At 56.5% G+C, this 26,141-nt stretch carries 20 protein-coding genes and 3 pseudogenes; 16 read left to right on the top strand and 7 right to left on the bottom strand.

From position 1 onward, the window contains the following. The first annotated feature begins 202 nt into the window (after positions 1 to 202). The 5 genes from WS46_RS17345 (at position 203) to WS46_RS35410 (ending at position 8,840) form a co-directional block, all read left to right on the top strand. Positions 203 to 523, top strand: coding sequence for an H-NS family nucleoid-associated regulatory protein (locus WS46_RS17345; RefSeq protein WP_059531015.1), 321 nt, complete (start codon positions 203 to 205; stop codon positions 521 to 523). 45 nt (positions 524 to 568) lie between these two features. Continuing rightward, entirely contained in the window at positions 569 to 1,549 is a 981-nt protein-coding gene (locus tag WS46_RS17340; RefSeq protein ID WP_179949165.1) for an IpaD/SipD/SspD family type III secretion system needle tip protein, read from the top strand. A gap of 84 nt (positions 1,550 to 1,633) precedes the next feature. Further along, entirely contained in the window at positions 1,634 to 3,337 is a 1,704-nt protein-coding gene (locus WS46_RS35415; protein ID WP_156437303.1) for a hypothetical protein, read from the top strand. Next, entirely contained in the window at positions 3,276 to 3,674 is a 399-nt protein-coding gene (locus WS46_RS36785; RefSeq protein WP_082722046.1) for an acyl carrier protein, read from the top strand. Before WS46_RS35415 ends, WS46_RS36785 begins: the two co-directional genes overlap by 62 nt. A 327-nt stretch (positions 3,675 to 4,001) precedes the next feature. Next, a complete protein-coding gene (locus WS46_RS35410; protein WP_156437302.1) occupies positions 4,002 to 8,840 on the top strand; it encodes a membrane-targeted effector domain-containing toxin in 4,839 nt (1,612 codons plus the stop codon). Between the two features lie 200 nt (positions 8,841 to 9,040). On the opposite strand, the gene WS46_RS34085 is transcribed toward WS46_RS35410, so the two are convergent. Then, positions 9,041 to 9,607 carry a BrnA antitoxin family protein gene (locus tag WS46_RS34085; RefSeq protein ID WP_082722045.1) on the bottom strand — a complete coding sequence of 189 codons (567 nt, stop codon included), beginning with the start codon at positions 9,605 to 9,607 and terminating at the stop codon, positions 9,041 to 9,043. A 488-nt stretch (positions 9,608 to 10,095) separates the two neighbouring features. Here WS46_RS34085 and WS46_RS34080 point away from each other — a divergent pair, with 488 nt between their 5' ends. Then, positions 10,096 to 10,554, top strand: a complete 459-nt coding sequence (locus WS46_RS34080) for a lytic transglycosylase domain-containing protein (RefSeq protein WP_082722044.1) — start codon at positions 10,096 to 10,098, stop codon at positions 10,552 to 10,554. Here WS46_RS34080 and WS46_RS17325 read toward each other — a convergent pair. The 5 genes and pseudogenes from WS46_RS17325 to WS46_RS36900 all read right to left on the bottom strand — a co-directional run bounded on the left by WS46_RS17325 (position 10,527) and on the right by WS46_RS36900 (position 14,660). After that, a complete protein-coding gene (locus WS46_RS17325; protein WP_175981867.1) occupies positions 10,527 to 11,495 on the bottom strand; it encodes a glycosyltransferase family 32 protein in 969 nt (322 codons plus the stop codon). The genes WS46_RS34080 and WS46_RS17325 overlap by 28 nt on opposite strands. Before the next feature lie 795 nt (positions 11,496 to 12,290). Continuing rightward, positions 12,291 to 12,446: a DUF5993 family protein gene (locus WS46_RS35405; RefSeq protein ID WP_156437300.1), complete on the bottom strand. Its 156-nt coding sequence runs from the start codon at positions 12,444 to 12,446 to the stop codon at positions 12,291 to 12,293. A 665-nt stretch (positions 12,447 to 13,111) separates the two neighbouring features. Beyond that, positions 13,112 to 13,540: pseudogene (locus WS46_RS36910) on the bottom strand (hypothetical protein); the annotation flags it as partial. Positions 13,541 to 13,671: 131 nt separating this feature from the next. Next, positions 13,672 to 13,776 (bottom strand): zinc ribbon domain-containing protein, encoded by a 105-nt coding sequence (locus WS46_RS36905; protein WP_156437299.1) that lies wholly within the window; start codon positions 13,774 to 13,776, stop codon positions 13,672 to 13,674. A gap of 578 nt (positions 13,777 to 14,354) precedes the next feature. Then, complete coding sequence (locus tag WS46_RS36900; protein ID WP_059530998.1) at positions 14,355 to 14,660, bottom strand: DUF4148 domain-containing protein; 306 nt, start codon at positions 14,658 to 14,660, stop codon at positions 14,355 to 14,357. 478 nt (positions 14,661 to 15,138) lie between these two features. Here WS46_RS36900 and WS46_RS17315 point away from each other — a divergent pair, with 478 nt between their 5' ends. Genes WS46_RS17315 through WS46_RS17305 form a run of 3 tightly spaced genes read left to right on the top strand, consistent with a single transcriptional unit; the run spans position 15,139 to position 17,951 of the window. Beyond that, on the top strand, positions 15,139 to 15,816 hold the full coding sequence (locus tag WS46_RS17315; RefSeq protein WP_059531035.1) for a response regulator transcription factor: 678 nt from the start codon (positions 15,139 to 15,141) through the stop codon (positions 15,814 to 15,816). Positions 15,817 to 15,827: 11 nt separating this feature from the next. Next, entirely contained in the window at positions 15,828 to 17,228 is a 1,401-nt protein-coding gene (locus WS46_RS17310) for a HAMP domain-containing sensor histidine kinase (RefSeq protein WP_059530995.1), read from the top strand. A 36-nt stretch (positions 17,229 to 17,264) separates the two neighbouring features. Then, positions 17,265 to 17,951, top strand: coding sequence for a response regulator transcription factor (locus WS46_RS17305; protein WP_059530992.1), 687 nt, complete (start codon positions 17,265 to 17,267; stop codon positions 17,949 to 17,951). A gap of 126 nt (positions 17,952 to 18,077) precedes the next feature. Here WS46_RS17305 and WS46_RS36770 read toward each other — a convergent pair whose 3' ends face one another. Continuing rightward, positions 18,078 to 18,770 (bottom strand): DUF4148 domain-containing protein, encoded by a 693-nt coding sequence (locus WS46_RS36770; protein ID WP_306453758.1) that lies wholly within the window; start codon positions 18,768 to 18,770, stop codon positions 18,078 to 18,080. A gap of 273 nt (positions 18,771 to 19,043) precedes the next feature. Here WS46_RS36770 and WS46_RS17300 point away from each other — a divergent pair, with 273 nt between their 5' ends. The 7 genes and pseudogenes from WS46_RS17300 to WS46_RS34070 all read left to right on the top strand — a co-directional run. Next, entirely contained in the window at positions 19,044 to 20,186 is a 1,143-nt protein-coding gene (locus WS46_RS17300; protein ID WP_082722041.1) for a YopJ family acetyltransferase, read from the top strand. Between the two features lie 728 nt (positions 20,187 to 20,914). Next, entirely contained in the window at positions 20,915 to 21,649 is a 735-nt protein-coding gene (locus WS46_RS36230; RefSeq protein WP_208456503.1) for a site-specific integrase, read from the top strand. Then, entirely contained in the window at positions 21,601 to 22,170 is a 570-nt protein-coding gene (locus WS46_RS36895) for a tyrosine-type recombinase/integrase (RefSeq protein WP_218921270.1), read from the top strand. The genes WS46_RS36230 and WS46_RS36895 overlap by 49 nt, the downstream gene beginning before the upstream one ends. A 304-nt stretch (positions 22,171 to 22,474) precedes the next feature. Then, complete coding sequence (locus WS46_RS17290; protein ID WP_218921269.1) at positions 22,475 to 23,110, top strand: tyrosine-type recombinase/integrase; 636 nt, start codon at positions 22,475 to 22,477, stop codon at positions 23,108 to 23,110. Further along, positions 23,107 to 24,120: a site-specific integrase gene (locus WS46_RS17285; RefSeq protein WP_059530986.1), complete on the top strand. Its 1,014-nt coding sequence runs from the start codon at positions 23,107 to 23,109 to the stop codon at positions 24,118 to 24,120. The genes WS46_RS17290 and WS46_RS17285 overlap by 4 nt, the downstream gene beginning before the upstream one ends. 210 nt (positions 24,121 to 24,330) lie before the next feature. Further along, positions 24,331 to 25,800, top strand: a pseudogene (locus WS46_RS17280) (ISNCY family transposase). Between the two features lie 95 nt (positions 25,801 to 25,895). Next, positions 25,896 to 26,072, top strand: a pseudogene (locus tag WS46_RS34070) (helix-turn-helix domain-containing protein); the annotation flags it as partial. Positions 26,073 to 26,141: the final 69 nt, after the last annotated feature.

Raw genomic sequence — 26,141 nt, 5'->3', positions numbered from 1 at the left:
GGCAAGCAAGATCGTGTAAAGCGGGAGGCTGCCGCCTTTGACTTCGGTCGGGGGCGGCAGCCGACGCGAGGTGTTTCCGCAATGAGCAGTAGTTGAAAGTCATCGTCTCGGGTGCGTCGGAAAATAAATTTGTCGGCGTTCCGCGCCGGGTGGTCCACAAGAGCGCCGGTGCGGCCCACATGAATCAAGGAATGTTAGGACGATGAAGGATTACGAACAGCTCAAGGCGCAGGCCGAAGCGTTGGCGCGAGAAGTGGAGCGCGTGCAATCACAGGAGCGGGATGTGGTGCTCAGTGATGTGCGCGCGAAAGTCGAGCAGTACGGGTTGCAGGTTGTGGAAATCTATGGTCGGGACAAGCTGCAGGAGCTGCAGCGCCAGTTGAAACCCCGCAAGATCGCGCCGAAATATCGCGATCCGGACAGCGGGGCCACCTGGACTGGTCGGGGTTTGGAGCCGCGCTGGATTCGCGGCCGCAATCGGCAGGAATTTCTGATTGGATTGGGTTCGTGCTTTGCCGACTGAGTGACAGGGCGCGTTTCCGGTTTGATTTGACTGTTGGAGATGAATATGACTACGGTAGTAGCTGGACAAGGTGGCATGGCGGCCACGATGCTGCGTCGCCCGAATGATGGGGTGGACGTAGCGTCGCAAGGTGTGCTGGAAGCAGCGCGGACGACGCAGGAAGGTGGAGTCGCCAAGGATTCGCTCCAGTGGCAATTGGATGCGTTGTTCGATCTGTTGAAAGGCAACGGGGCCAGGAAAGGCGGCAATGATCTTGAAAGCCGGTTCAAGGGACTGGCGCTGGCGATGCGTGCGTGCCGTAGGCAGCGCGACAAGCAGATTGGTCGTGTAGCAGCGGATATTCAGGTGCTCGACGCCAAGTACGGCAACTTGGATTCGCATGCCAAAGTAAGTCAAGCGGCGACTGGCCAGTCGAATGTGGGTGATGACAATCCGTTTCAGGACATCATCGATGGTCTGAATCACACCATGGAGGCGGGGCAGGACGAGTTGAATAAGTTGGAGCTCGTGGTCGAGGCGGTCATGAAGCTTGTTCAAAAGATAAGTAACTACATGGCACACATTGCAAGCTATATACACTCATCATCGGATGGAAAGAGCATTTCGTTTGATGTTGAGGATGCTCAAAATGATCTTTGGAATATTATGAGTAGCATGGGTGGCACAATTCTGCATGTAGATAATGTGGATCAATTTAAAGAGGAGTTGGGGTCGCTTATTCCGTCTGTAATTTCAGTAGACGGAAACGGAAACGTCTCGCTGAATACGGACGATGACTCGATTGTGCACCAAATGTGGAAGCCATTAAGTGATATGAATAATGGGGGCACTGTCGACATGAATCCTGCGGCTTATCAGGCATGGTGGGCTGGCTTTCAGGGGTTGGAGAGCCAGTTGGAGAATGCGGGTCAGACAATTGCGGAAAAATATTCGCATGTGAACTCTAATTTCGATAACCTTGTAAAGGTCGTAAGTAGCACGGTTCAATCGATGATCGACACGGATAAGCAATATTTGCAGATTTGAATTCGACTGTGGCGTGTTAATTGCACGAGCCACGCACGAACTAGTGCGTGGCATTTTGTGTTTGATTTGTGATAGGAATGGGTGATGACGGCAATCCATGGGAGTCACGTATCTAAACCGATGTCCGGTTCTTTCGGGCGAGATGGATCCTTTGGTTCGCCCATCACGGGTGTCGGCAATGTGCCGGATTCCCCTCGACTGTTGATGTCGAAGATATCTGGGGGGGGCAGCGATGCGCATCCGAAGAAGATTAGCGACCAGTTGAATGGCGTGAGCAGTAACACGTCGAAAACGATGCCTTCGGAGGCTAGGGTGTCCGATGGCGCATACCCTGGCGCGAGGAGTTGGAATGATTTCTATCGCGAGCAGGCGTTGGCCCATGTTGATGGCCAAACGGGCGGTGAGTTGGTGAAGCTCTTGAATGGGAATATTCAGCAGATCGAGCGCAATCAACTGACCTCGTTGGCCGTCGTGGTATACGCGGCGTCCCGGCAGGGAACGGTAGAAATTCCCAAAGAGGTCACTCAGGCGCTCGGGAAATTTCTGAAGTCCGCTCAAGCATCACTCGAAAAACATCCTCTGAAGATGGGGTTTCAGCATGGCGAGACGAGCAATGCATTCGCGGCCGCAAACAAGGCGGTGCACGAATGGTTCATGAAAGATCGCTCAGAAATTATGGAATCCTATCATGCCGGAATCGACGATCACATCGTCGAGCATATTTTGAGTAAGGAGCCATATTTGAAAAACAGGGAGCTGACCTCAAAAATAATTGAGATGGCGGATGCGTGGTATACGCATCATATGACTCAGATGGCGTCTTGGCTGGATAGTGCGAGATATTCAAAATATCATGACGTTTCGATAGGTCAGATTAACACTGTGCTGGATGCGTGCGGGGATTTGGAAAAATTTATTCGACCTTTGTTTTCGAGTTCGAATAACGATGGAAATGATCAGCGGCCCTCTCAAAGCGAGAGAGGGAAATCGCTGGGGCCTGATGACCCGAGAATGTCGCCAGATGGTCAGGATCCAGCTTCGCCATATGGGGCGAGGATGGGGGGGCAACTGTTCAATCAATGCAAGAATTTTGGATCTCCCCGAATTAATTTCGCTCCAAAAATCAAAGTATCGCTCGGCGACGCAGTCAAGGAAGCGCTTGCGCCAGTGATGCGGATGATTGATTCGAGGGAGCAAGAAATAGGTCGCGAACTGGCACGTCCACTCAAGCGGGTGCCATTGAAGCTTGGGGACGAACAGCGTAGCGAGTCTGAGCATGTCAGGGCTGAATTGCTTGGCGAGCAAACTGAAAGCGATGTGAGTGCTGCCATACCGATTCAGGAAGAAAATGAATCGACGGAATCGACGAGTTTCTCCCCCCCCGCCCCACCCCCCGCTCCGGAGCCACCGTTGTGGAAGTCACCCAGTCTCAAGGGGCGGACTCCACGAATCGATCGATTCGCGCAAAAGACGGACGGTACGAGAATGGATGGGGCGATGCAGCAGTTGATGGTTGGCGTCATTGACCAACTTAAGGGAATTCAGAAAGGGGCTGAAACTGTTAAGCGGCCGTCTGATCGCCTCCTAGACCTGTTGAATGAGGGCAAGCGGACGAACGAGTCCCCAAGCGCTGAAGCAAGCAGCGAGCCCGATACTGAGCGTAATGAAGGCGTGCGTGCTGAACAGGAGACATCGCGGCCAAAGCGGGATTCTCAGGTGGTGACGAGTGCAGGCGGGATTCGTTACGGCACGAATTCTGGCGCAACTGGCGTCAAGAGCAGCAGTTAATGTAAAGCGGCACGGGAAGGCGAGCCATACTCCGTCTGGGGAGGCTGCCTCATTGTGGAAAATTTATGAAGGACGGGACGACGTGAATGAACAAAGTGTAGTGTCTAAGACGGCGGGAGACGTCAAGGTTCTATTTGGGGAAATTTTGTGTAGAGATCCAGAAGAATTTTGTGATTCTCAGCGGCTGATTGAGGATCTGGCAATGGATTCGCTGGAATTGCTGGACATGGCGATGGCGCTCGAGGATCGCTACGGGATCGTGCTGGAGACCGACGACGTTTTTCGGCTGAACACCGTTGGCGATGTGGCAGCCTTGCTCACCGCTCGTATCGTGTGAGCATACGACCGGACGCGGCTAATCAGCGGGTGATGAGTATTTGAGCTCCATTCAATGGTCGGCAATACAGTGGTGGCGGAAACCAGCCGCCGCTTCACGTCGCGATGATCTCGCATTTTCCCCATCCTGCGGACAGGTCGAGAGGAAATTTTCCGACTCTTTGCGGACGCCAGGTCTTTCCGGGCGACGGCGCTCGTATGCAGCGTGAGAGGGGCCAACGTTCGCAGAGGTGAGGGGCGCGAGAACAGGAGTGGAAACGGATAGCGAGATTGGGCATCGCGGTCAATAGTGTTGTCGTTTCTGGCGCAGCCGCGGGAGGAAAGTCCGGTGCCGTTATCTCTTGTTCAATACCGAAAAAATACCGGTTGTCACTACAGCCGGTCCCAATGTTATATCGGCAATCGTGCCAACCAGCGGCGCATTGACGCACTGGCCCGCGTACCCGGTAATCCGATGGCGCAGGCGCAGGCGAGTGCCTTGCTCGGTGCGTTGACCTGGGTGACGAATATCGTGGTCGTTGACAGTCCGGCGGTTGGATTGGCATCGACCATGGAGCGGTGCCGGAACCGATCCACGGCAGTACAGATCGATTCGCTCGATGCGAATTATCGAGATAAGGCGGCAGGTTGGTACGATGCGCGGTTCAATCGCCATGAGGCGCATTTGACTGGTCGCTCGAAGTATCCGAACACTCGGCAATTGCGTCAAGGAAGCGAGGTGAGGGGCGGTTCGAATGTCACCCCCGGCCTGTTGTTGCGAGCGGGAGAAGCGCCAGGGAATACTGGATCGGTTCGGTCGGAAACCCGTCGTCGCCTGGATTGCGCGGCCGGCGATCTTCCTTCAAGAATGGCAGCTCATCGATCATCGCCGTCAGCTGCCGGAGCAAGACTTGGCGATGCCGCTTTGCCACGCGATATCGCGTGGTATGACAGGGCCGCCGGATGGTGGGCCTCCGCGCAGGACCCCCTACGCTTTCCGATGGCGCAAGCAGTTCCCCGGCGGTCCGCCCGTGTTACGTCGTTCGAGGGTGGGGATCAAGCAGCCAACGGTCTCGATGATAGCAAACGTGCGCTGCGTCAGTTGATCGGGCAATGGGAGCGCGCCGGCATTTTGTCGGAGTTCCAGGCCGACGAGTTGGCGCTCACGCTGCAACCGTTCCGAGGCAGTGGAATTAAGCGGGATACGCTGCGTGCTGAGGGGGTATCCGATCCATCCAGATGCGCGATTTTTGACGAGATTTGGACCCCGCAGGGGCGACAAAAAGGGATGGTGATCGTATCGCATGCGCCACTCTCCGCGATTCGGCACAACCCCGACGATCCAACTGCCCGAGCGGCGCTCGATATCGCGATCTTCGGGTTGCCTCCGGCGACCGCGAGACTGCTTGTGCAACATTATGAGGGGCGGCTGGCTTACCCCTATGGTGACAACCCATGTAGTCAATGGCGGCCGGAAGCGGGTCGGTTCCTGAACGTTGTCGCTTCATCGCCGGGCTTGCCTGTCGCTGACGTTGCAGAGTCCCGCTCAACTGGTCAGTCCCGGCTGGCCCCAACCCCGCTGGGCGGTACCTTTGTCTTGCGCGACGCCAATACTGGAATCAGCTATTCGCTGCTACTGGAAATGGGCTTTCCGGAAGATTGGGCCAGACTGTCGCACGTGAACGGTAATCAGTATGTTGCCGATACGCCTGCAGGGCCGAAATGGGTTGAGTTGAATCCGCGTACCAGCAAGGGACGTGTGGCAGTGGGGCACGCGGCGGCGGCATTTTTGCCTGATGAGTTCGAGGTTGATTGCCGCATTGACGGGCGCCCCTATGTCTGGATCGAAAACCAGCCCTGTGTAGTGGAACTGCATTGCCCGCATGGGACCGTGAGTCATCAAGACGGCGGAGCGCAGGCAGGATGCGTTGCATCCACCTTGGAATTCGATCCTGTGGAACGACGTGTGCGGCCAGGAAATGAACTCTACGTCGAGCCATTGTCGAAGACCTGGCACACCTGGAAGCGCAATGGTGTTCCCGTTTTCAATCAGGCGGAAGTCAGCATGTTGCGACAACTAGCCGTTCCTTTTGAGCGGGGTAGCAGTTACATCGAATCGAAGAACTTGCTGCCCGGAGGTGCCAGACTTTACGCGGTGGGGGAGGCGCAGTTGGGCGCCAATCCGGAGCGGTACGACGTGATCGAAATGGGAGGCGCGTTGGTGTCGGCTGAAGTCAAGCAAAGCGCCGACGGCACGCTTCGATGTGAAGTGTTTGACCGTCACGCATCGGATGGTCCGCGTTACCGTGTTCATTGGGATGGTTGGCGCTGGCGTTTTGATCGCCATGCTTCTCGTGGATCGGACATCGACCAAGCGTTGAGGATGAGCGCAACTGTGACGGACGCGGAGGGTGCGAGAAACAGCACGGAAATGTCCGAGGTCGTATTGCCGGTCGTGGACGAGCAACGGATCGCGGAAGTGGGCACCGAGGACCCCACACAGATGACGGATCCCGACTGGACGAGCTGGGACCGCATTCAGTCGCAGCCGCTATCGAGCGGTAATTTCTCGGCCGTTGATGCATTTTACCGGCGTCTGAACGACGCTTTTCCGGATATCTGGGCGCTCGCGCGTACGACAATGCAGCGCGCCATTCGAGAGAAGTTAGGCATCGAAGTCGACCCCGACGACGCCTATTTGATGCGCTTCGAGCTCGGGTATCAGGACGGGGCGGCGGTGACCGGGTGGGGACATGGCGTCAAGCCGTTGGACGAACGCACGTTGACGGCATGTCTCCTGACGAACTTTCCTGCACATGACCAGGAAAATCCCTGGAGTCTTGATGCCTTGGCAGGCGTATATGAGGGGAATTCGACGGGGCGACACCGTTTCGATCACGCTAATGAAGTGCGCGTCAAGCCATCGACGCTGATGAAACTGGTGTGGGATATCGATTTCTATGAGGTGGCGAAAGCCAAGCTCGATGCGGGATGGCAACATCAGAATCTTCAGGAAATCAACAACGGCGTCGCGCTGGCGCGCGATCTAAAGCATGTAGCGCCCCATCTGACAGCGCCGGACGTCGAGTGTGTGCTAGGCGGGGTACGCTATCTCGATTCCCCGCGTCGCATCGAGGTCGCACTTGTCGAGGTGAATGGATATCTTGCCACCGACATGCTGACCTTTCAGGATCGAAGTACCGGACGCATTGTGCTCTATTTGCCACGACGCGACCGCCCGGATGCGCGATTCGTCGCTTTTGCGCAGGAGAACGACATGCGGCAATGGTTTGTCGAAAGCTGTCGGGATGTCGGCAAGCGGCGTCAATTAGCGCGTCACTTTTCGTTGTCCGACCGGCAGGACGGCATGTTCAAGGCTGGCGTCGACCATTGGCTTGCGCAGTTTGCCAAATCCGATGGCCATGTCGGTCAGCGCAGGGTGGGGCGGGCTGGCTATGCGTTGGCGAGCGCGAGTCTGTTTCGGCAACTGGCCGAACGGCAGAGGGCCCGCAGCTATTCGGATCTGGATCTTGCAGTCAAATCTGATACCGAAGTGTCGCAGGACGTGTGGACCGATTACATCGACGCGGTGAATTTTGTGATGCCCAATCCGGTAACGCCGTTCGTCAGTCTTGGGCTGCATATCGACAAGGCGATCGAGGCGGATACCGATGACGAGCGCCGATCAGGGTTGCGCGCGGCACTCTCGGATGCGGTCAACCTGGCGCTCATGGCTGTGACGGGCGGTCTCGGCGACGTGGAAAACGCCGGTTTCAGCCCAGACGGCGAGTATTTCCAGGCCAGAGTGAGTACACATCTCAAGGCATTGAGCGAAGCCAGTGTGATCGAATGGGACGGGAAGCACTGGATTCCCGAGCAAGAAACATCGACACATGTTTCGTCGGAGGTGGTAGGTCGGGTCACACCTGATATGTTTTCGCCCGGCGTGACAAGCGAGGAATTGGGGCCTCCTGATCGAATGGGAATCCGCCAAAGGGATGATGGCACACGGTATCTCAAAATTGGCGGACGCTTCGCGGAAATCAGGAAGTGGCGCGGCACATCAAACCGGTTTGTGCTTGGCGCGAGGGAGCGTTGGCTCGTCTTGCGTCTGGAGGACGGAGTGTTTCGCGCGGAAACGCTCGCCGAGCGATTGGCGGTGATCGGTGAGGTAGGCCTCGGGGGACGCCACGGCAAACTGACGTTTGAATTACTGCCGTCGGATCCGAGTGATCTGACGACTGTCGAATTGGAAAATTTTCAGGTCTCCGATTTTCCGCCGAGTGCGAGACGTGCGCTTGAGCATATCGAGGACAAGGAACTTAACGACGCGGAACGGGGAGGGCGTGACCAGATCCGTTTGCTTTCTGATCGTCTGGACAATGCAGCCAAGGATTACTTGTCACGCCTACCCCGGACTCCACGCGCGCAAGCCCCTGTTCTTCCGGCGGATCTGTCGGATGCGCAATCCTTTGCGGCGCTGTTCGCCCGAAAGGAAGGCATCGTACTGGGGGAGCTACACGACCAGCCGGCAAGTCGGCAACTGCTGATTGAAAATATGGCCGAGCTCAAACGGCAGGGCGTGCGGACCCTCTATGTCGAGGGTTTCCTGGCTGACCTTCACCAGTCCGATATCGACGCCTACTTGGCGTCGCCTGCTGCACCCTTGTCCCATACGTTGCAGGCTTGGGTGGATGAACGCACGACCGGCAGACCTGAATCGGTGGCCTACAATTATAAAACTCTGCTCGGCGAGGCTCGGACGCAGAGCGTCGCGGTTAGGGCGATCGACAGTATCGCTGCTTATTATGACCCGTTAATAGCGACACCGCCCGATTTCCTGACCGCAGAGGAGGTGGACCGCCTTCCCCGGCTGCGGAAAATGAATTATTTTGGCGCGGCCACCATTCGACAACACCAAGCCGCCATCGGCGGCGGAAAATGGGTGGCATTAGTTGGCCGGGCACACGTCAATACGAACTCGAAACTGGCGGCGGGCATTGCGGAATTGGCAGATGGGACGGGGGTTCGAGTCAAGGTGAGCGGTCAAAAGCCGATCGGTTTATTACCGGGATATCTGTATAAGGGCCGTCATAAGAACTTCGACTACGTGTGGACGCGTCGTCAGCTTCATGTGCCACAGTCGCATCCTGACACGGGTCTTCTAAGCGATACGGATGTGAAATGACCGGAGCAGCAACTAGCAGACCAAGCATTTGGGCCCATTGACCTCATCGCATATGGCATGCCCGATCTCGGGTCGTCCATGATCGGGATGGGGGGCTGGTTCGTGCCGGCGAAGGCGATGAGCACTCGTGGTGCCGGGCGTGCGCATCTCGTGATTTCTTTAGTGTCGGCATGGATGAACATGAAAATATAAGTTATATATTAAATGGCAATGTCATTTGCAGATTTTTGTGGGGAGTGTGCGTTCAACCATTCGGCCAAGACGGCATTGATCCGTGTTTGCCAGTCGGGGCCACTGGCTTTAAATCGATCAAGTAGGTCCGGATCGATTTGTGCATTGGGAGTTGCCTCTTGTGGCTCTGCTGCACGATTCCCGATCCAAAATCCTCGCGATTGCAATAGTTCGAACTCGGTTTCACACAGTTCGTAGGTGTCTGGATCCACGGAAATTCCATGGCGGATTGCGATTTCCTCCTCTGGTGTCGGTGTGATGGTTATCGGTTTAACATCGCCATAGTGAAGCGTCTCTCGGCAATATGCCTTTCGCAGGCTCACCACATATCGATGGCGTGCTGATTCGATGAAAGCAACGCAGAAGAGTCGTGGGCCAATGTAAGCGTAGCCGATATAGTGTACTTCCTCGGTACCGTGTCGCTCATCACGTTTGCATCGGAGCGTTTCCCATTCGAGAAGTCTTGCATGGACGAGAGGAATGCCATGCGCGGCAATATTTCGTTTGTTTAGGGTTGCATTATAAGTGATCTCCATGAAATGGATTGTAAAACAAAAAAGATGAATTATCCATGCATATTTAACCCATGAGCGAGTCTTCACCTCATGTGGGCGGTGCGCCTGGTCAATTCATTGTCGAGGACAGGGCGATGTGTAATTTGCGAACCGCGTGGCAGCGATGAGGCGGTTGGTTCGATCGTTGTGGCGCCTGTTCAATGGGGAATGCGGGAGAATCGCGGTACGGATGCGTGGTGGCAATGATTCAGTGTTTTCCGGCCCGACATCCAAGACATTCTGATATCAAAATTGAGGAAATGCATGTTCTTCGACGGCGCGATACGTGAGAGGGGGTGGTGCTCGCGTCGCTATTCGATCATCACGCAAATGATGAACTTTCTAATGATGGGTTCGTCAAATTGGTTTGTGCAATATTTTACCAATAGAGGTGGGGCGTGGCTGTAAATCGATACAAGCGTTGCATCAAATGGCGTGTGGTAGGGGTATCATTGGTGATCGGATTGTGCATGGCTGGCCAGGCGCATGCGGACTGCATCACGGATGCAGCACAACGGTATCACGTGAATCCGGATGTACTAAGGGCGATTGCGTATTACGAATCTCACCTTAACCCGGATGCATTGAATCACGATGCAAATGGAACGGTCGATGTTGGGATCATGCAGATTAATTCGATCCACTTTCCGACCTTACGTCGCGAGGGGATTGATTTGAAGCAGCTTCAGGATCCAGCCGTCAATGCGGACGTCGGGGCGGCGTTGCTTCGTGATGCAGTCAACCAATATGGGCCAACATGGCGTGCGGTCGGGGCCTATCATTCACGCACGCCATCCTTGGGTAGTGAATATGCTCATGCTGTCCACCAGATCTACCTGGCACGACCATGGCTGAAACCATGTCGCCAGGATCCGGAGTCGCGCCTTGCGGCGAATGGTGTTCAGGTAACGCCGCTTAAGGTTGATTGATGAAGGGGGGCATTGTGTTCCCCTCTTGTCGCCACGGTTGGATTCCAGCTATGAGCACTTCCGATCGCGACATCGAATTCCGGTTCGGCAAAAGGTAAATAAAAGGCCTTGGCCACATGCATGGCATCGAAGTAGCGGTCAAACACGAAGCGTGGTTCCGCAGGCGATACGGTCGCGATGCGATATGCGCTGACCAGATCCCGCTCGATGTAGTAATAGTCGGGGCGGCTGGCGCGAAGGGCATCGTTGAATGCACCCGGACCGACCAGCCGGAAGATCGTCGAAATGTATTCGAGCAGGGCGCCGTGGTCGGCTTGGGATTTTGTTTTCCATGGCCGCGGCTGCTGCAGGAACCGGGATGCGCCCATCAGGCGATGGGTCATTTCGTCAAGCCATGCGGCGAGCACTGGGTTGCCCGGGTGACAAGCAAAGTTTGAACTCGGGTAACCGCTGAAGCCATACTCTTCTGCCGTCACCATGCGATTGAGCAAGACATCGCGTGGCCCGGCCAGCAAGTCACGAAGGGCGGGTACAGGGTAGGAGACAACATCGTCCACGTCCAGATATAGTCCACCGTCGCGATGGAGAAGGTACGCTCGCAGAATATCCGAAGCGGCGCTGTAGTTGTTTCCCGTCGAGCTGGCGAAATGCCGATAGAACTGGCCAAGCGGCGACCGCCGGAAGGCCTGGAAGCGTAGGTCGTGTTGCAGGTCGACTAGCGTCATGCGCGGCGTCGTTTGAAATTGCCCAATCATGCGCTCACGTGCCGTGCGATCATGGGTATCCAGATACAGCCGACATTGAAATCCAGGACATCGTTCGGCGTTTTGGGTGATGCGGCTCGCGAGTGCGTCCGGGAGCGGGGCGTCGCCAATCCAAATGAAATGCAAAATCCTCGGTACCGGGCGGGTATGTTGTGGCGCCTCAATGAGTGACGGCAAGCATATTTCATGATGCGCACCTGCAAGGGGCGGGGCAGTACCTCTGCCTCGTTCCCAAGCGCCGGAAGATGTTCGTCGCACCGGCACCGTCATGACCCGACCGTATGGCGCCTGATTTGACGACTCAAGCAGAAACCAGTGATTTGTGTCGACATGGTATGCCACCACACGGGATTGCCCATCCAGCGTAATGCGATAGCGGCCGTCGGAACTGCACGTGACGCCGTCAATCGGGATGCTAACGCGACAGGTGAGCAAATGTGCCGGGGTCAAAGGTGTATCTCCATTCAGTGACAAATTCGTGCCGATGCTCACGTGCACGCTGGAACCGGCCTGCTACGAAACGTGACTTGTTGAAGCGCGCGGCAACGAATCATGCGCCAAGTCGAGGCATGACACCGAACAGCCATGTGCACATTTCTAGTATTGATCTGCGCTGAAGTTCCGTCCATGAGATATGGCTGATATATGCTGGGACAATTCCGAAATTCAGCTTCGTTTGCCAGATCGCATGTCATGTGTGAACAGGTATCGGGGCCGAATTGAGTGTAGATCGGCGCGCGACGGGCGCTGCGAGCGTCGAGGACGTTCGTAGCCCATGGGGGGGCAGGGCGGCAGGCTCATTGAGCGGCGCCCGTGCCGGCATCGAAGGAGCGAACCCGGAGTGCGGTCAGTGTGATGGTCCGCCCTATTGGCACGTGTGGCTGGGGCGGCTGGCATGGGGCGCCGCGTCATGGCGGCCACGGCTTGCCATTTTCTTGGCTGATCTGTGGCTTGGTCGATTCGGTGAGGCGTCTAAAAAGCAAGGTGCAGGGGATCGGTGGCATGAAGGTGGAAAAGTACGCCCGTTGCGATCATGGCGATTGCCCAAAAGATGATCGACAGGCGCCGTTGGCCGGCCATCAAGGAAACGATTCCAGCGAAAAAAAGAAGGAAGGGGAAAACCATCATGAGTCACGTCTCCATACAAGCGGGGCCAGACTGGCCGAATCCTGAAAATAGTATATTGTAATTGATTGTGATTGGGTAATCTCTGGGGGGATATAGGTGAAACATTGTTTAGCCAGGAGTGTATAGCGTGCCCGGTGCGTTGGGGCGCTGCTCTGTTTGTGGCCACGTGGACAAGGCCGGGGATTTGCGCGGCATTGCCCGGTGTCAAGAAGCCATCTTCTTGGTCGTTGCGAGGCGGGGCGGTCCTGCAGCATACTTTTGACGACTTCACTGGAATCGGATATTTCGTATCACTATTCATCCGAATCCGCTTTTGTCAACTTGGCTGATCGCCTAACATTCGTCTTGCTCGTTGTCGGGTTTGCTGTTCGATACTTGGCGCGAGTTGGTGGTTGTGGGAACCTTGGTATGCGCCGCTCTTGGTGAGCGGCGCACTCGTTTCCGGGTTCTTGTACTTGAGCAGCAGCTTTCCTTCCGTGTTCGCGTGAGCATCACGTAGATGCCAGTCTTGGTTATTGTGACGTCGGGTGTGGGGTCAGTGCGTTCTCGCGTGCGTTTCGGAGAGGGTGTTAGGCGGTATGCGTGTTCGCCTTGAGCGCATTGATGCGTGAGCGGTTGATTGGTCAGACCGCAAACGCTTCAGGAATGTTGTTCGCTAGGAAGCACTAACACAATGAGTCTCGAGGCCACCACGAGCAGATGATGCAGGCGTCGATTCCATGGGCGCCATCATGGGTGGCAGTGAGGCGTTCGAGCTGGATGCGCAGCGGGGGCTGAAGCGGGGCGACACATGCAAAGGTGTGTTTGATGCCGCTCGGCTCACAACGACGAGTGTAATGCGTGGAAATGCTGGCGGCTTGAAGTGGCCTGCGATATTTGCGTGGTCGTGGCCGCGATTGGCTAGTGTGACGATAGGCTTCGACAGCGGCCGTCCCTGAATGGGTGGAATGGCCTCGATGAGAGGGGGCGTCGTTACGGTTGGCGCGAGTGAGGATCACCGCGGGCGGAATGCTACCGGTCGGTATTGCGCGATCGTCGAGCGGTTTGCGCCCCGGGTAACGCGTCCTACGAGGCTTCGGTGGTGGCGGTAGCGGTTAGATAGGTAGGCACGGCTGTTTGTCAGCGGGAAAACAAAATGTTGCTTTGCGTTTTCTGTGCAGAGCGATCCAGCGGATAAGAAAGAGATGTCTGGCTGATCGTGGCGGAGTTTGATTTCCTCTTCGGGCTAAACCCTAGGGAATCCTTCGGCAAGCGCTTGAAGTCCCTGGCGGGCAATATTCCGGGCGGCGTTTGTGTCGCGGTCGTGTACCGTCCCGCAATCGCTGCACATCTACTGCCTTATTCCAAGTCCGGCCATACATTTCCGACTACTGAACGGATTGGTGCCGCAGAACGAGCACGTTTGTGTTCAATACGCTTCGCCAACCTATGCAAACGCCACGCACCGCCTGATGGCCTTGTACAGTGTCCTAAAGGTAGGACGAACTGCTGCACGTGGACGATTGGTTCATCGCGGCGAATGCCATTTACACTCGCTTCGCTTTGTCCCCGGGATCACGAAATATGTGCTCGTCTGTCGAAAAAGTACGCTCAAACTAAGGCGATGGTTTCTATCGTGCAGAGCACGCGCTCCTGCATGAACTCAAGCGTGCAGGTCCGTGCCAATCGGAGGGGGGGCTGGGGGTGGATAGGAATATTCGTATTTTGAGCGGTTGACGCGGCCCTGAACCCGGAGATGGGTGCGATACCATTATGTGTCATACACCCGTTTCGCGACCCCGGTTCCCGGACGGTTCCTGCCCGTCAGCGGACTGTCGAATGTGTCCTGCATAGCGGTGCATGCAGGACAATCGACTGCTTGTGAAGGTCGTTCAGCGCGGCATGTCTCACGCGGGCACCGTGGTTGGGTTACGGTTGGTTTGCCGTCGTGGTTTGGGACGCGCCAAGACAATCATGCCGGTATTTCTGCATTAGCTTGGCCTGCGCAGTGTCGATGTCGTCCGGATAGTTTCCCTCGTCTCCGGCCGACGGCTCGTAACCGACCGACTCGAGTTCGGACAATTCATCCATGAGCATTTTGTGTGTAAGCGGTCCCTTGGGACGAACGAATGGATAGGCTCTGCACTGCTGGGGCGTGAGTGCTGAAGCGGCAAAGGCCCCGGTGCAAGCGGAAGCCAAAACTGAACAAACGAGCCATTGTGACAGGCGTCTCATTTGAAATTCCTTAATGAAGATATGGTTAGACAGGGGAGGCAAGAACCTAGGGTGGTCATTCAAGTTAAGGCTCTTTGATCGTCAAAGCGGTGGCATTTTGATGAAGCAAGTTTTAGTGGAGTGAGGATGGTGACCGGGCGGCGTCGTACCGTTCCACGGGGATGACGGGCGGGAGGGTACGCCTGAGGGCGCGGGACGCGGAGCTATTGCCAAGAAGGAAGGTCAGGATGACGGCCTGAGGGGCGCAAGGAATGGTCCCCTGAAATATTTTTCATGTTAACGATGGTCGGTGCGGGATGGCTTACATGTACCCTGCCGGCAGTAGCTATGCCGGCAGTAGCTAGGTCTGCGATGTTTTCGCACAAGAGCGCGATGCCGGTTTGGAACGACGTTCCGATTATTTTTAAGTAATGGTTTGGTATCCGAATTATGGATGCTGAGCAACCTTGTTATCAGGGTTGCGGGGGAGGGGAATGCTATGGTTCGTGTATTGACGATCGAAGATGACGAAATCACCGCAAACGAGATTGTCGCTGAACTCACTGGCCGCGGCTACGTGGTCGAGTGGATCGACAATGGGCGTGATGGCGTGGCCCGCGCAGTCAGTGGCGAACACGATGTGATCACGCTCGACCGAATGTTGCCGGGTGTTGACGGCTTATCCATCCTGACGACGATGCGTGGTATCGGAATTCGCACACCAGTGCTGATGCTCAGTGCGTTGAGCGATGTCGACGAGCGTATCCGCGGCTTGCGCGCGGGCGGCGACGACTATCTTACAAAGCCGTTCGATCTCGAAGAGATGGCTTTGCGTTTCGAGGCGCTGGTGCGACGTAGCAGTGCGGTACCCCGCCAGGTGCAGACGACATTGATGGTCGGACCACTCACGCTTGATCTAATTTCCCGTAAGTTAAGCCGAGACGGCGAGGAAATCCCACTCTTGCCGACTGAATATCGGATTCTCGAATACCTGATGCGGCACGCCGGACAGACGATTACTCGCACCATGTTGTTCGAGGCGGTATGGGGATACCATTTCGATCCCGGAACGAATTTAATCGATGTGCACATGGGGCGTTTGCGCAAGAAGGTCGATTCACCCGGGAAAAAACCGATGATTAAGACGGTTCGTGGGGCGGGGTATTTGCTCGAGTGAGCGGAGGGCGAATGAGAGAATTTTCGATATGGCGCACTCACCCATTGGCGCAGCGCTGGTGTTCGTCGGCGTTTCGCTTCGTCGCGGTTTATGCGGTCGTTTTTGCAATGTCCGTCATGGTGCTGCTTGGCTTCGTGGCCAGCATGATCACACACGTCATGGAAAACGAAACCGATGTCGTGATGCATTGGGAGGTAGTCTATTTCGATTCATTGCCCGACAGCACACTTGCCGCTGTCATTCGTAATCGGCTCGAGCGGGAGCGTATGCATGCGAACTACTACGGGTTATTTGCGCCAGACGGCCAGCATATTGCGGGCGACATTCTAGCATTTCCGGATCACCTGAAACTCGATCGATCGGGTCTCACGCTGGATCGTTCGCTGACGCTTACGGCTGGCGAGATGGCGCCGGTCGTGCGCGCAATTGCCGTTCGGCGCCCGAATGGCGACAGGCTCGTCTTAGCCCGCGATCTGACGCACATATTGCGCATTCGTGAAATGATCATCGACACATTGTTGGCAGGGGGCTTTCTCAGTCTCATCGCGGGGATCGCGGGCGGGCTGGTGCTTAGCCTCCGTCAAATGCAGCGCCTGAAGGTTATCCGCCAGGTGACGTCCCGCATTGCGCAGGGTGATCTGGGGCAACGTTTGCCGATTGGCGGTCGAGACGAACTCGACATGTTGGCGCATCTCGTCAATCACATGCTGACGGAAGTCGAGCGGTTGATGCGCGAGGTAAAGGGCGTGTGCGATGGCATTGCGCACGATCTGCGTACACCCCTGTTTCACGTGCAATCGTTGCTGACGCGTGCTGTTGATCGTGCGGTCTTGTATGACGATGCCGTACTGCGAGAACTGGTCGATCGGGCGCGCCGCGAGACGGGCGATCTGCTGGGGCGATTTCGTGCGATGCTGCGTATCGCCGAAATCGGTGCGTTTCAGCGACGTGGTGGCTTTGATGTGCTGGATCTTGGGGCGCTCGTGGCGGAGCTGGGGCAATTGTTTGAGCCGTTGGCGGAGAGTTGTTTGATCCGCTTCGATGTGCTGGTCGAACGGTCTGCGCGGATTCACGGAGACCGTGCTTTGCTTTTTGAGGCGATTAGTAATTTGCTCGACAATGCATTCAAGTACACACACGCAGGAGGCGCGGTCTGCCTCGAATTGCGGCAGACCGCGTTCGGCCCGCAGGTTGACGTGGTCGATAACGGCATAGGAATTGCTCCGAAGGAGCGTGAGGCGGTACTGGCGCCTGGCTATCGTAGTGAGCGGACGCGTCACTTGACCGGAGGTGGGTTGGGTTTGAGCATCGTAGCAGCGGTCGTAAACGTTCATGATTTCGCGCTGCATATCGGTGACGCGGATCCGGGTACACGTGTGTCGATTGATTGTTGGTCGCGAACGTTGGCGTGAGCGTCTGCGACGCCGCATCGGGATTCGGAGTGAGGTTTGCGTATTCTGTTTATGGCCGGGCAGCATCCAGGGGCAGTATGGCTCCACAAGGCGCTGCGTGAGTGCAGGCATAGTGTGCAGCATGTCACTGATTGGCGCGATGGTGTGTTTGTCGCGGAGCAAGAAGCGTTTGACGCAATCATCGTCATGTGTGCTGAGCGGGCGGACTATGCGGGGCTATTCGATATGTTGCGTCGGCTCTCATCGAGTCGTGGCGGGGCCGTGCTCATTACTGTTCTAGGCGCTGCGACGACACAGGATCGTGTGAGTGCGCTGCGCATGGGAGCCGATGCGTGCTTCGATCATCCTTACTCGTTTCTTGAGATCAATGAGTGTTTGCGAGCCTACCATCGGACGGCGCTCGGGAATCTGGTGTGTTGGAGTTCCGACGGAAAGCCGAACGACAAGAGGACGCACGAACCAAAGTCGATGCCAACGGGATTGAGACTTGTCGTGACACAACGGGAAACGTTGATGTTGGAATGTCTGATGCGTGAGGTCGATTTACCAGTATCGCGTGAGCGCTTGATTCGTTACTGCTGGCAGGATAAGGACGATGTCGATCGGTCGACTGTAACCATTTTGGTTTCTCGCCTACGGCGCAAGCTTGCAGTGCACATGCCGAATGCGCGCATCGAGACGATCAGCCGGTACGGCTACCGGCTTACGTTCCTGGCGGCTTAACAGAGAGTGGAACGTCTTGTGCGTTGTGGCCGCAATAATCGGCTTGGCATTGGGTGCCGGTCCGAGAAAAAGTAGTGCGCCATCTTGTTGAGGGAAGCGGTCGGTGACGATGGCGCACAGAGTCCATCAGTGTGCGTAGATTGTGGAATTCAAGTATGCGAGCTGGCCGTCGTTTTCTGCCTGTACCAGTTCCCGGTAAACCTGTGCGCGCGTTTTCTGGGCAACAGGCTCGCCATATGGCGGAACCCACTGGCCCACCGTATCCGCATACGAGTTATCCCGCGCGGTTTGCGCCGGCGCGGACAGCGTGGGTTTCGGTGTTGATTGGGCAAAGACAGGCTCGGTCAGCATTGCGCATACAGCAGTCACTGCGATAAGCAGATATTTCATTTCCGTTAACCTCAGTTGAAATTCACGTAAATTGGCCGGCGGCGCCGAGCTTTCTCGGGCACTTCGGCTGAGTCCTAGGATAATGTTTGCGATGTAAATCATCCGTGATGCCAATATGAAGAATAATTTATTCAATTCATTCTTATGAGTGGTGCATGATTGACTGTGTCGACTCAACTTCGATGAATTTGCCAAGTTTGTTTTGAACATTTGATCCGGGAGGGGCGGCGTGACCGACGGGCCGGATGATGGCATCACGAAATCAGTAAATTCTGTGTGGGATTTATGAAAATGCTGATTGCGACGCAAAGTGATTTGCATCAGAGTTGTGAAAGTTAACCGATGTTGCGGCATGATTTCATATTTCTGTTGAATCAGATTCTGTAAATTGAGGGCGGTGCGTTCAATGGTGGCACCAACTTGCTCCATGTGTCGCCGTGCCCCGTTGCTCGTTGGTGGTTTGGGAAAATTGGAAATTTCTTGGAGCAAGAGCTTTTATCAGGAGATCGGTGCTCGATATTGCGATCAAATAGATAGAGGCTGCGAAGGATGCGGAGGCGGTACTTTCCCATCTTGGTGCGGTCGACTTGCCGATTGAAATTGGTAAGCTGAGTCATTGAGTGGCTGCGCTTGGGGATGGTTTGATCTATGTTTTGCGTGGCCGATCATTGACATTGGTGAGGCATTGTGAGGTTGTTGGGTATGGGGTTGTTTAATCGAATTTCGTCAAAGCATTCTTTGAGTCAAGCGGTCTCAATTAAGCTGAATCAAAAATGCATTTCTCAGAAAACACTTGATAAGCTTGGAGAGAAAATCCGATCGATCGGTAACGCGAGGTGTCAGGGTTGGCCGATCAAGGTGGCGTCCACGCGTACATCTACAAAGTTCAACGCCGCGGCGAGTTTGAAAAATCAAATCGTCGAAATTGGAAGGGCGTCGGAGGTGGCGGGGTCGTCGCATCAAACTCCCGGTATGGGAATAATCAAGAAATTTCTTTCGCGCAGCCTCGTCGATTTGGCGATCGATCACGCGAATGAGGATCTGAAATTCAACCGTCAACCGGGTGGCGTGACCAACATTGCGGACGATGCATTGATGTCGGCGATGGTCGATGCGGAGCGAAAGCGTCGGCCTGGTATGGAATTGCATGTCATGCGCAATACTGATGAATTGGCATCGTTTGTCATGGAAAAGAAAGGACCGTGGCAAGGCCAGGCGGTGGTTAAGATGGCGCGGGGATCAGAAAGCAATGAGTCACATTTTGCAGCTATTGACCTGCGGGTCGAAGAGGATGGCTCGCGCTTTCTCGTCGTCTATGAGTCAGCCTTTCTGCAGGGCGAAGAGAGCACAGGTTCGAACCATGGTCTCAAGAGCTTGCTTGATGCCATGCGGGTCGCCGGCCGCAATAAAAATGATGCGCCACCCCGCATCGGCTTTGTAGAGTTGGCCATACAGAAATCTCCGGGCGATTGCGCGATTTTTGCATTAAGCACTGCGCTAGCAAGTGCCAAGCAACCGGAGGTCTCCGCTGGCTTGGTTGAGCGCATGAAAATGGATGGCAAAAATCTTGTGTACTTCTATGATAAGTCCGGTGCACGCCATATTCTACAGAAGGACAAGAAATTGGGCGTCGTATTACCCGCTAATCTCCATAAGCATGCGCATTCACTCTCCACACTCGGTACATTGGAAACGACGCCTGTGAACCGGCAGCGAGAAAGCGTCGCGAGTCGCGGCGAGCGTTATCGGGTAGAGCGAGATGGTCGATCATACTCGAACTCAGTCGAGCGCAAGCGTTTAGTGTATTACAATCGAGCGAAGGAAATTTTGAATGAGCCGAAATGAATGGATGTGAAATACGAGGCTATCTCAATTTGCGGGGAAATTCGTACCGCCAATTTGACCGAGGCTGACCGAAAGCTATATGAAGACGATGAGGTGCAACGGCGGAGCCTTTGTGTCGGAGCCTCGCCGTGGTTGAGGGCGGGATCAAGCAGGGCCAGATGACGTCGATGTGAGAGTCAAAGGTGCACCACTAGAGACCCGCGGTCGTGGTTGCGTGACGGGCGTGCCGCTGGACCTCGCGGCGCCGGCGTGGGGCATCATGGTTCGGCTATCCAGGGTGTGCACATCGTCTGATAGCCGACGTCCCCTAGTGGTTGGCGAAATGTCGGTCAAGATGATGCTGGGCGGCATCTGTGCGTTCGTGCCCACTGTAGCGCGTCAGGCGTTCCAGCGAAAAAGCGGCGCTCCGTCAGAGTCGGAATATGTAACCGCCCGCCGATTTATATCGGCCCGTTGTTCGGAATCGATTGAAGCAGAGTGTCGGAAAATCTTTATCGGATTCAACCATTTTTTTGAGGCGGTGCGAGACCGGTGGTCTGCTGGCACTGAAACGCGTGTTGGCTCTCGGAAGGCGTTATGTCCGGTCCACGATTATGCCGAGGCCTGAGCGAGGGAGTGTTGTCTCGCGGCATCGCCAACGCACCAACAACCCGATCATGGTCGGCCAGAACTGAGCATAATAATCGGTGGTTTCATGGTATTCCGCAAACCTGACGCGGGAGATCACCATGTCCACCGACGCATGCTTGGCGCACCTTGCTCGCCGAGATTGGCTGTTGAACGGCCCACTGAGCAACTTCATCACTTCATACATTGAGGCCCTGCAGAACCGACGCTATGCAAGGGGTACTATCGGGGCCTATCTTCGCTGCCTCGCACATTTCAGCTACTGGATGATGTCTGAGCGGTTGGCTGTCACGAGCATTGACCACGCGCTTATCGAACGCTTCATTCGACTTCACTTCCCCACCTGCAGCTGTCCGGCACCGTGCCGGTCTGTCGTATCGGAGACGCGGGCGGCGCTCCATCATCTGCTTGCGCTGTTGCCCAATGCGGGCGCGACGACCACTAAAACGATGAGCCCGATGGCCGTCGAGCTCCAGCGTTTCCACGATCATTTGCAGAACACCTGTGGCTTGACATCGTCGACGTGCACCTACCGTGTGCGACACCTGGAGGCATTCTTTACCAGTCGCTTCGAGGGCAACGTTCCCAGTATTGAACGGCTGACTACTGGAGATATCGACTCATTCCTGCACGACCTTGCAGCCCACTGGAAACCCAGTTCGCGCGGTGTCATTTGCACGAGCCTGCGCAGCTATTTACGCTTTCGTGCGATGCAGGTGACGATACCCGGATACTCGCAGCGACACTACCAGCTATTGCAAACTGGCCGCGTCGGAGTCCTCCGAAGGTGCTCTCGGACGTTCAGCTCGGACACTTCCTGCAAGCGTTCGACGTAAGCTATCCAGTTGGTCTACGAGACTACGCCATCGCCCGCTGCATACTCGACCTCGGCCTGCGGGGAGATGAAGCCGCTCACTTGACGCTGGACTGCGTAGATTGGCGAAACGGGATTGTGACGCTTCATCGCACCAAGAGCCAGCGCACGCAACATCTGCCCCTGCCGGTACAGACCGGCGAAGCCCTCACTCGTTATCTTCGGGAAGGTCGTCCCCGAACCGATAGTCGCGCCATATTCGTGCGCCACCGTGCGCCCTTTGGTGTCCCCCTCAGCGTAGCGGCCATCCGCAATGCAATGAATCGTGCGTTTGCAGCACGCTGCGGCCTGGCGGATCAGTTCTGCAGTACGCATGTGCTTCGGCGTTCGACAGCGACGCGGCTGCAGAAGGCCGGCGTGTCGCTCAAAGAGATCTCGGACCTGCTGCGACATCGGAGCTTGAACACAGCCAGGGTGTATGCGCGTGTCGATTTGGAAGGCTTGCGCAGCGTCGCACTGCCGTGGCCGGGGAGCACATCATGAGCGCCACTGTAACCTGGACGGCTCGCGTGGCCGCATATCTTGCCTATCGCCGCAGCTTTGGCTTCGAGCTAATAATCGATGGCCGACAGCTTGAATCGTTTGCCCGCTTCGCCGATCAATGCGGCGCGGAGACGTTCACTCTGGAACTCGCAGCTGAATGGGCGCGGGCGTCGAAGCGTCCAAACCGGATCAGTTGGGCACGGCGCATAGAGGTGCTGCGCAGCTTTGCCAGATTCTGCTTGCGCACGGACGCGGAAACGATCATACCCCCGCGGAATCTCTTCGGCCCCGGACACCGAGGCTTGTGCCACATATCTATACCGACGTAGAACTGCGAACCCTCCTGGTAGAGACTGACCGCCTTGGGCCGCCCGGAAGCTTACGTCCGGCCACTTACCGCACGCTGTTCGGGTTACTGGCGGCAACCGGACTGCGTATCTCCGAAGCGCTGGCACTGACCCGAGCCGATGTGGATCTCGAGGTTGGAGTACTTGATATCCGCGACGCCAAGTGTCATCAGCGTCGTTTCGTTCCCTTGCATGCGACCGTCCCGCCACATTTGCAGGCATACGCGGAATTACGTGACCGCCTCGTCTTGCGTCCCGGCTCCGATCACTTCTTCGTGCGCGACGACGGTCGACCTGTTGATCGGCGGAGGGTGCTGTATGTGCTGCATTCGCTTTGCAGACAGCTTGGCTGGCAGCCTCGTGGAGATTACATGCATCACCGGCTACACGATCTGCGCCATACCTTTATCGTACGCAGCGCGTTGCGCTTCCATCAACAGGAAGAGGACATCGCGCGGTGTCTATCGGCCTTATCGATTTATGTGGGCCACGCGAAGGTAGTCGATACGTACTGGTACTTCACAGGCATCCCGGAACTGATGGCCGTCGCTGGCGAGCGTTTCCACCGCTATACCGAAGGAGCATCGACATGAACCCGCTGCTCGCCGAACCAACTGAGTTCGCGGCATTGCTTCAGCGCTTCTTTGCCGAACGCATGCTTCAACAGCAGGCCGCCAGTCCGAGAACGGTAGCTGCTTACCGGGATGCCTTCCGGCTGGTGCTGGCCTATGCCGAGCGCAAACTCGGAAAGCCACCGGCCAAACTGACGCTGGGCGACTTCGATGCGGAGCTGATTCTCGGCTTCCTCGCGCATGTCGAAGTTGCACGGCACAACACCGTACGGACCCGAAATGCGAGGCTCGCGGCAATACGGGCCTTCGCGCGATACGTCGCCACCCACCAATGCCCTCCGGCGCTGTTACTCGCCCAGCAGATTCTCGCGATTCCGATGAAACGCTTCGACAAGCCATTGCTCGGGTTCCTGTCCAGAAACGAAGCTCAGGCGCTCGTCGATGCACCCGACTCAACGACATGGTACGGCCGCCGGGATCGGGTGCTTCTCAAGATGCTCTACAACACCGGCGCTCGTGTTTCTGAGCTGATCGGCATACACGTTGACGACCTGGAACTCGACATCACACCATCGGTACGCCTGCACGGCAAGGGGCGGAAGCAGCGAACCGTACCACTGTGGAAGGAAACTGCCGTCGAGATTCGCCGCTGGATCGAATTCGCCGGCTTGCAAGAGACTCAACCTCTGCTGCCTAACCGCTGGGGAAAGCCGATGACCCGATCGAACGTAGCCGAACGAATCGCACGGGCTGTGAGCACTGCAACGGCCCAATGTGCTTCGCTGCGCGGACGGACGATCTCACCACATACGCTGCGCCATACGACAGCGATGCACTTGTTGCAGTCCGGGGTTGACCTCACGGTCATTGCGCTTTGGCTCGGGCACGAGAGTCCGGTGACGACCCACGGCTACATTGAAGCTGATCTGGCCATGAAGGAGCGTGCCCTGGCCGCAATCACGCCGCTCAATATCCGAGGCACTCGTTACCAGCCGACGGACGCGCTGCTGAAGTTTCTGCAAGCGCTTTGATTATGTGTAGTTGAAAGGGGCGAGTCGCCCTGACAGCGGGGGCTCGCCACGATCACTCAACATAATCGTGGACCGGACATAATTTCGATTATGCCGAGATCGGCATGTAATGGCTAAGTTGTAATGTCCGCTTCTAGCCAAGTTCAAATGTCCGCTTTTCGACCCATCGTAAGCTGATCGGCCGCTGGGAATCCAGCGCCGGAGGCTTTGATGGCTGGAACGGAACGGATCACGATGACGATGCGCGAGCTGGACAGATTCAAGGTCATTCAGGACGTCGCGGACGGCAAGCTTCAGCCGTGGCGCGCGGCCGAGCGACTCGGGCTGACAACGCGGCAGATTCGGCGACTGGTCGGCCGATTGCGTGAGCACGGGCCGCAAGGTCTCGTGTCTCAACGACGCGCGAAGCCCAGCAACAATCGATTGGACAGCACGACGGCTGACCGGGTGCAGTCGATCATCCGTGATCGCTACGCCGATTTTGGCCCGACGCTGGCCTGCGAGAAGCTCTGGGAATGTCACGGCATTCGGCTGGCCAAGGAGACGGTCCGGAAGCTGATGTCCGACGCTGGCCTGTGGGTGCCGCGCCGGTAGCGGCCACCGAAGGTTTATCAACCGCGGGCGCGACGCGCGTGCCTGGGGGAACTGATCCAGATCGATGGCAGTGACCATCGATGGTTCGAGGATCGGGCGCCGGCCTGCACGCTGCTGGTGTACGTCGACGACGCGACGAGCCGGTTGATGATGCTGCACTTCACGCAGACCGAATCGACCTTCAGCTACTTCGAGGCGACGCGCGCGTACATCGACTGCCACGGCAAGCCGGGGGCGTTCTATAGCGACAAGTACAGCGTGTTCCGCAACGTAACGCCAGGTAAGACTGGTAATCGGGTGACGCACTTCGGCCGCGCGATGTACGAGCTGAACATCGACACGTTTTGCGCGAACAGCAGTCCGGCCAAGGGGCGAGTCGAGCGAGCACATCTGACGTTGCAGGATCGCTTGGTCAAGGAGATGCGATTGCGCGGGATCAACACGGTGGCTGACGCCAATGCGTATGCGCCCTCCTTCATGGCCGCTTACAACGCACGTTTTGCGAAGCCGCCGAAGAGCGATTTCAATGCGCACCGACCGTTGCGCGCCGATGAGAATCTTGACTTGGTGCTGACGTGGCGCGAGCCGCGAAAAGTGACGAGGTCGCTCACGGTGCAGTACGACCGGGTAATGTACTTGCTGGAGGACACGCCGGAGAATCGAAAGTTGATCGACCGGCAGATCGAGGTGTGGGAGTACCCGGATGGGCGGATCGAACTCCGAACAGAGGGTCGCGTGTTGCCGTGCAGGCAGTACGACCGGCTGGCCGAAATCGATCAAGGCGCCATCGTCGAACACAAGCGTCTGAGTCACGTGCTGCAGATCGCGCAAGCGCTTCAGGCGCAGCGCGATAACAGCCGAATCGGTAAGGCACCGTCTCGAACGCATCGAGGCGACTCGACCAAGACGAATCGCAACACCACTCAGCCGAACAAAAAGAAGCAGCGTGAGTTCACGCAAGCCGATGTCGAGAAAGTGATCGTGGATCTCGCCGAACGCAGACAGGTCCAACAGCCTGCGCGCAAACCTGGCCGCCGGTCTGCAAGGGGCAGTGACGCAAGCGTAAGCTGCGGTGGACTAGACTAAATCTGACAGTGGTTGGTTTTTCATGCTGGCGCGCATTGGCGCGAAGGGCGTAGCCCGTAGCGGCAATGCGCGCCGCGAACAGCAAGGAGTCCGCCATGACTCAGGAGCAGAAGGTAATTCGTGCCAAGGTCGGCATACTCGAGTTGGCCCGGCAACTCGGCAACGTCAGCCAGGCCTGTCGCGTGATGGGTTACTCGCGCGACAGCTTCTACCGATTTAAGGAACTGTACGATCGAGGCGGCGAAGCTGCGCTGCAGGAGATTTGTATGCGGTCTTTTAACGACGCCCATCAGAGGTTGGGAGTGGCAGGCATGCTCCATGGCATGAGGGCGGCATAGTCG

Source organism: Burkholderia sp. RF4-BP95, from assembly GCF_001521985.1.
Taxonomy (GTDB): domain Bacteria; phylum Pseudomonadota; class Gammaproteobacteria; order Burkholderiales; family Burkholderiaceae; genus Burkholderia; species Burkholderia diffusa.
This window is presented reverse-complemented; position numbering and strand designations above follow the sequence as displayed.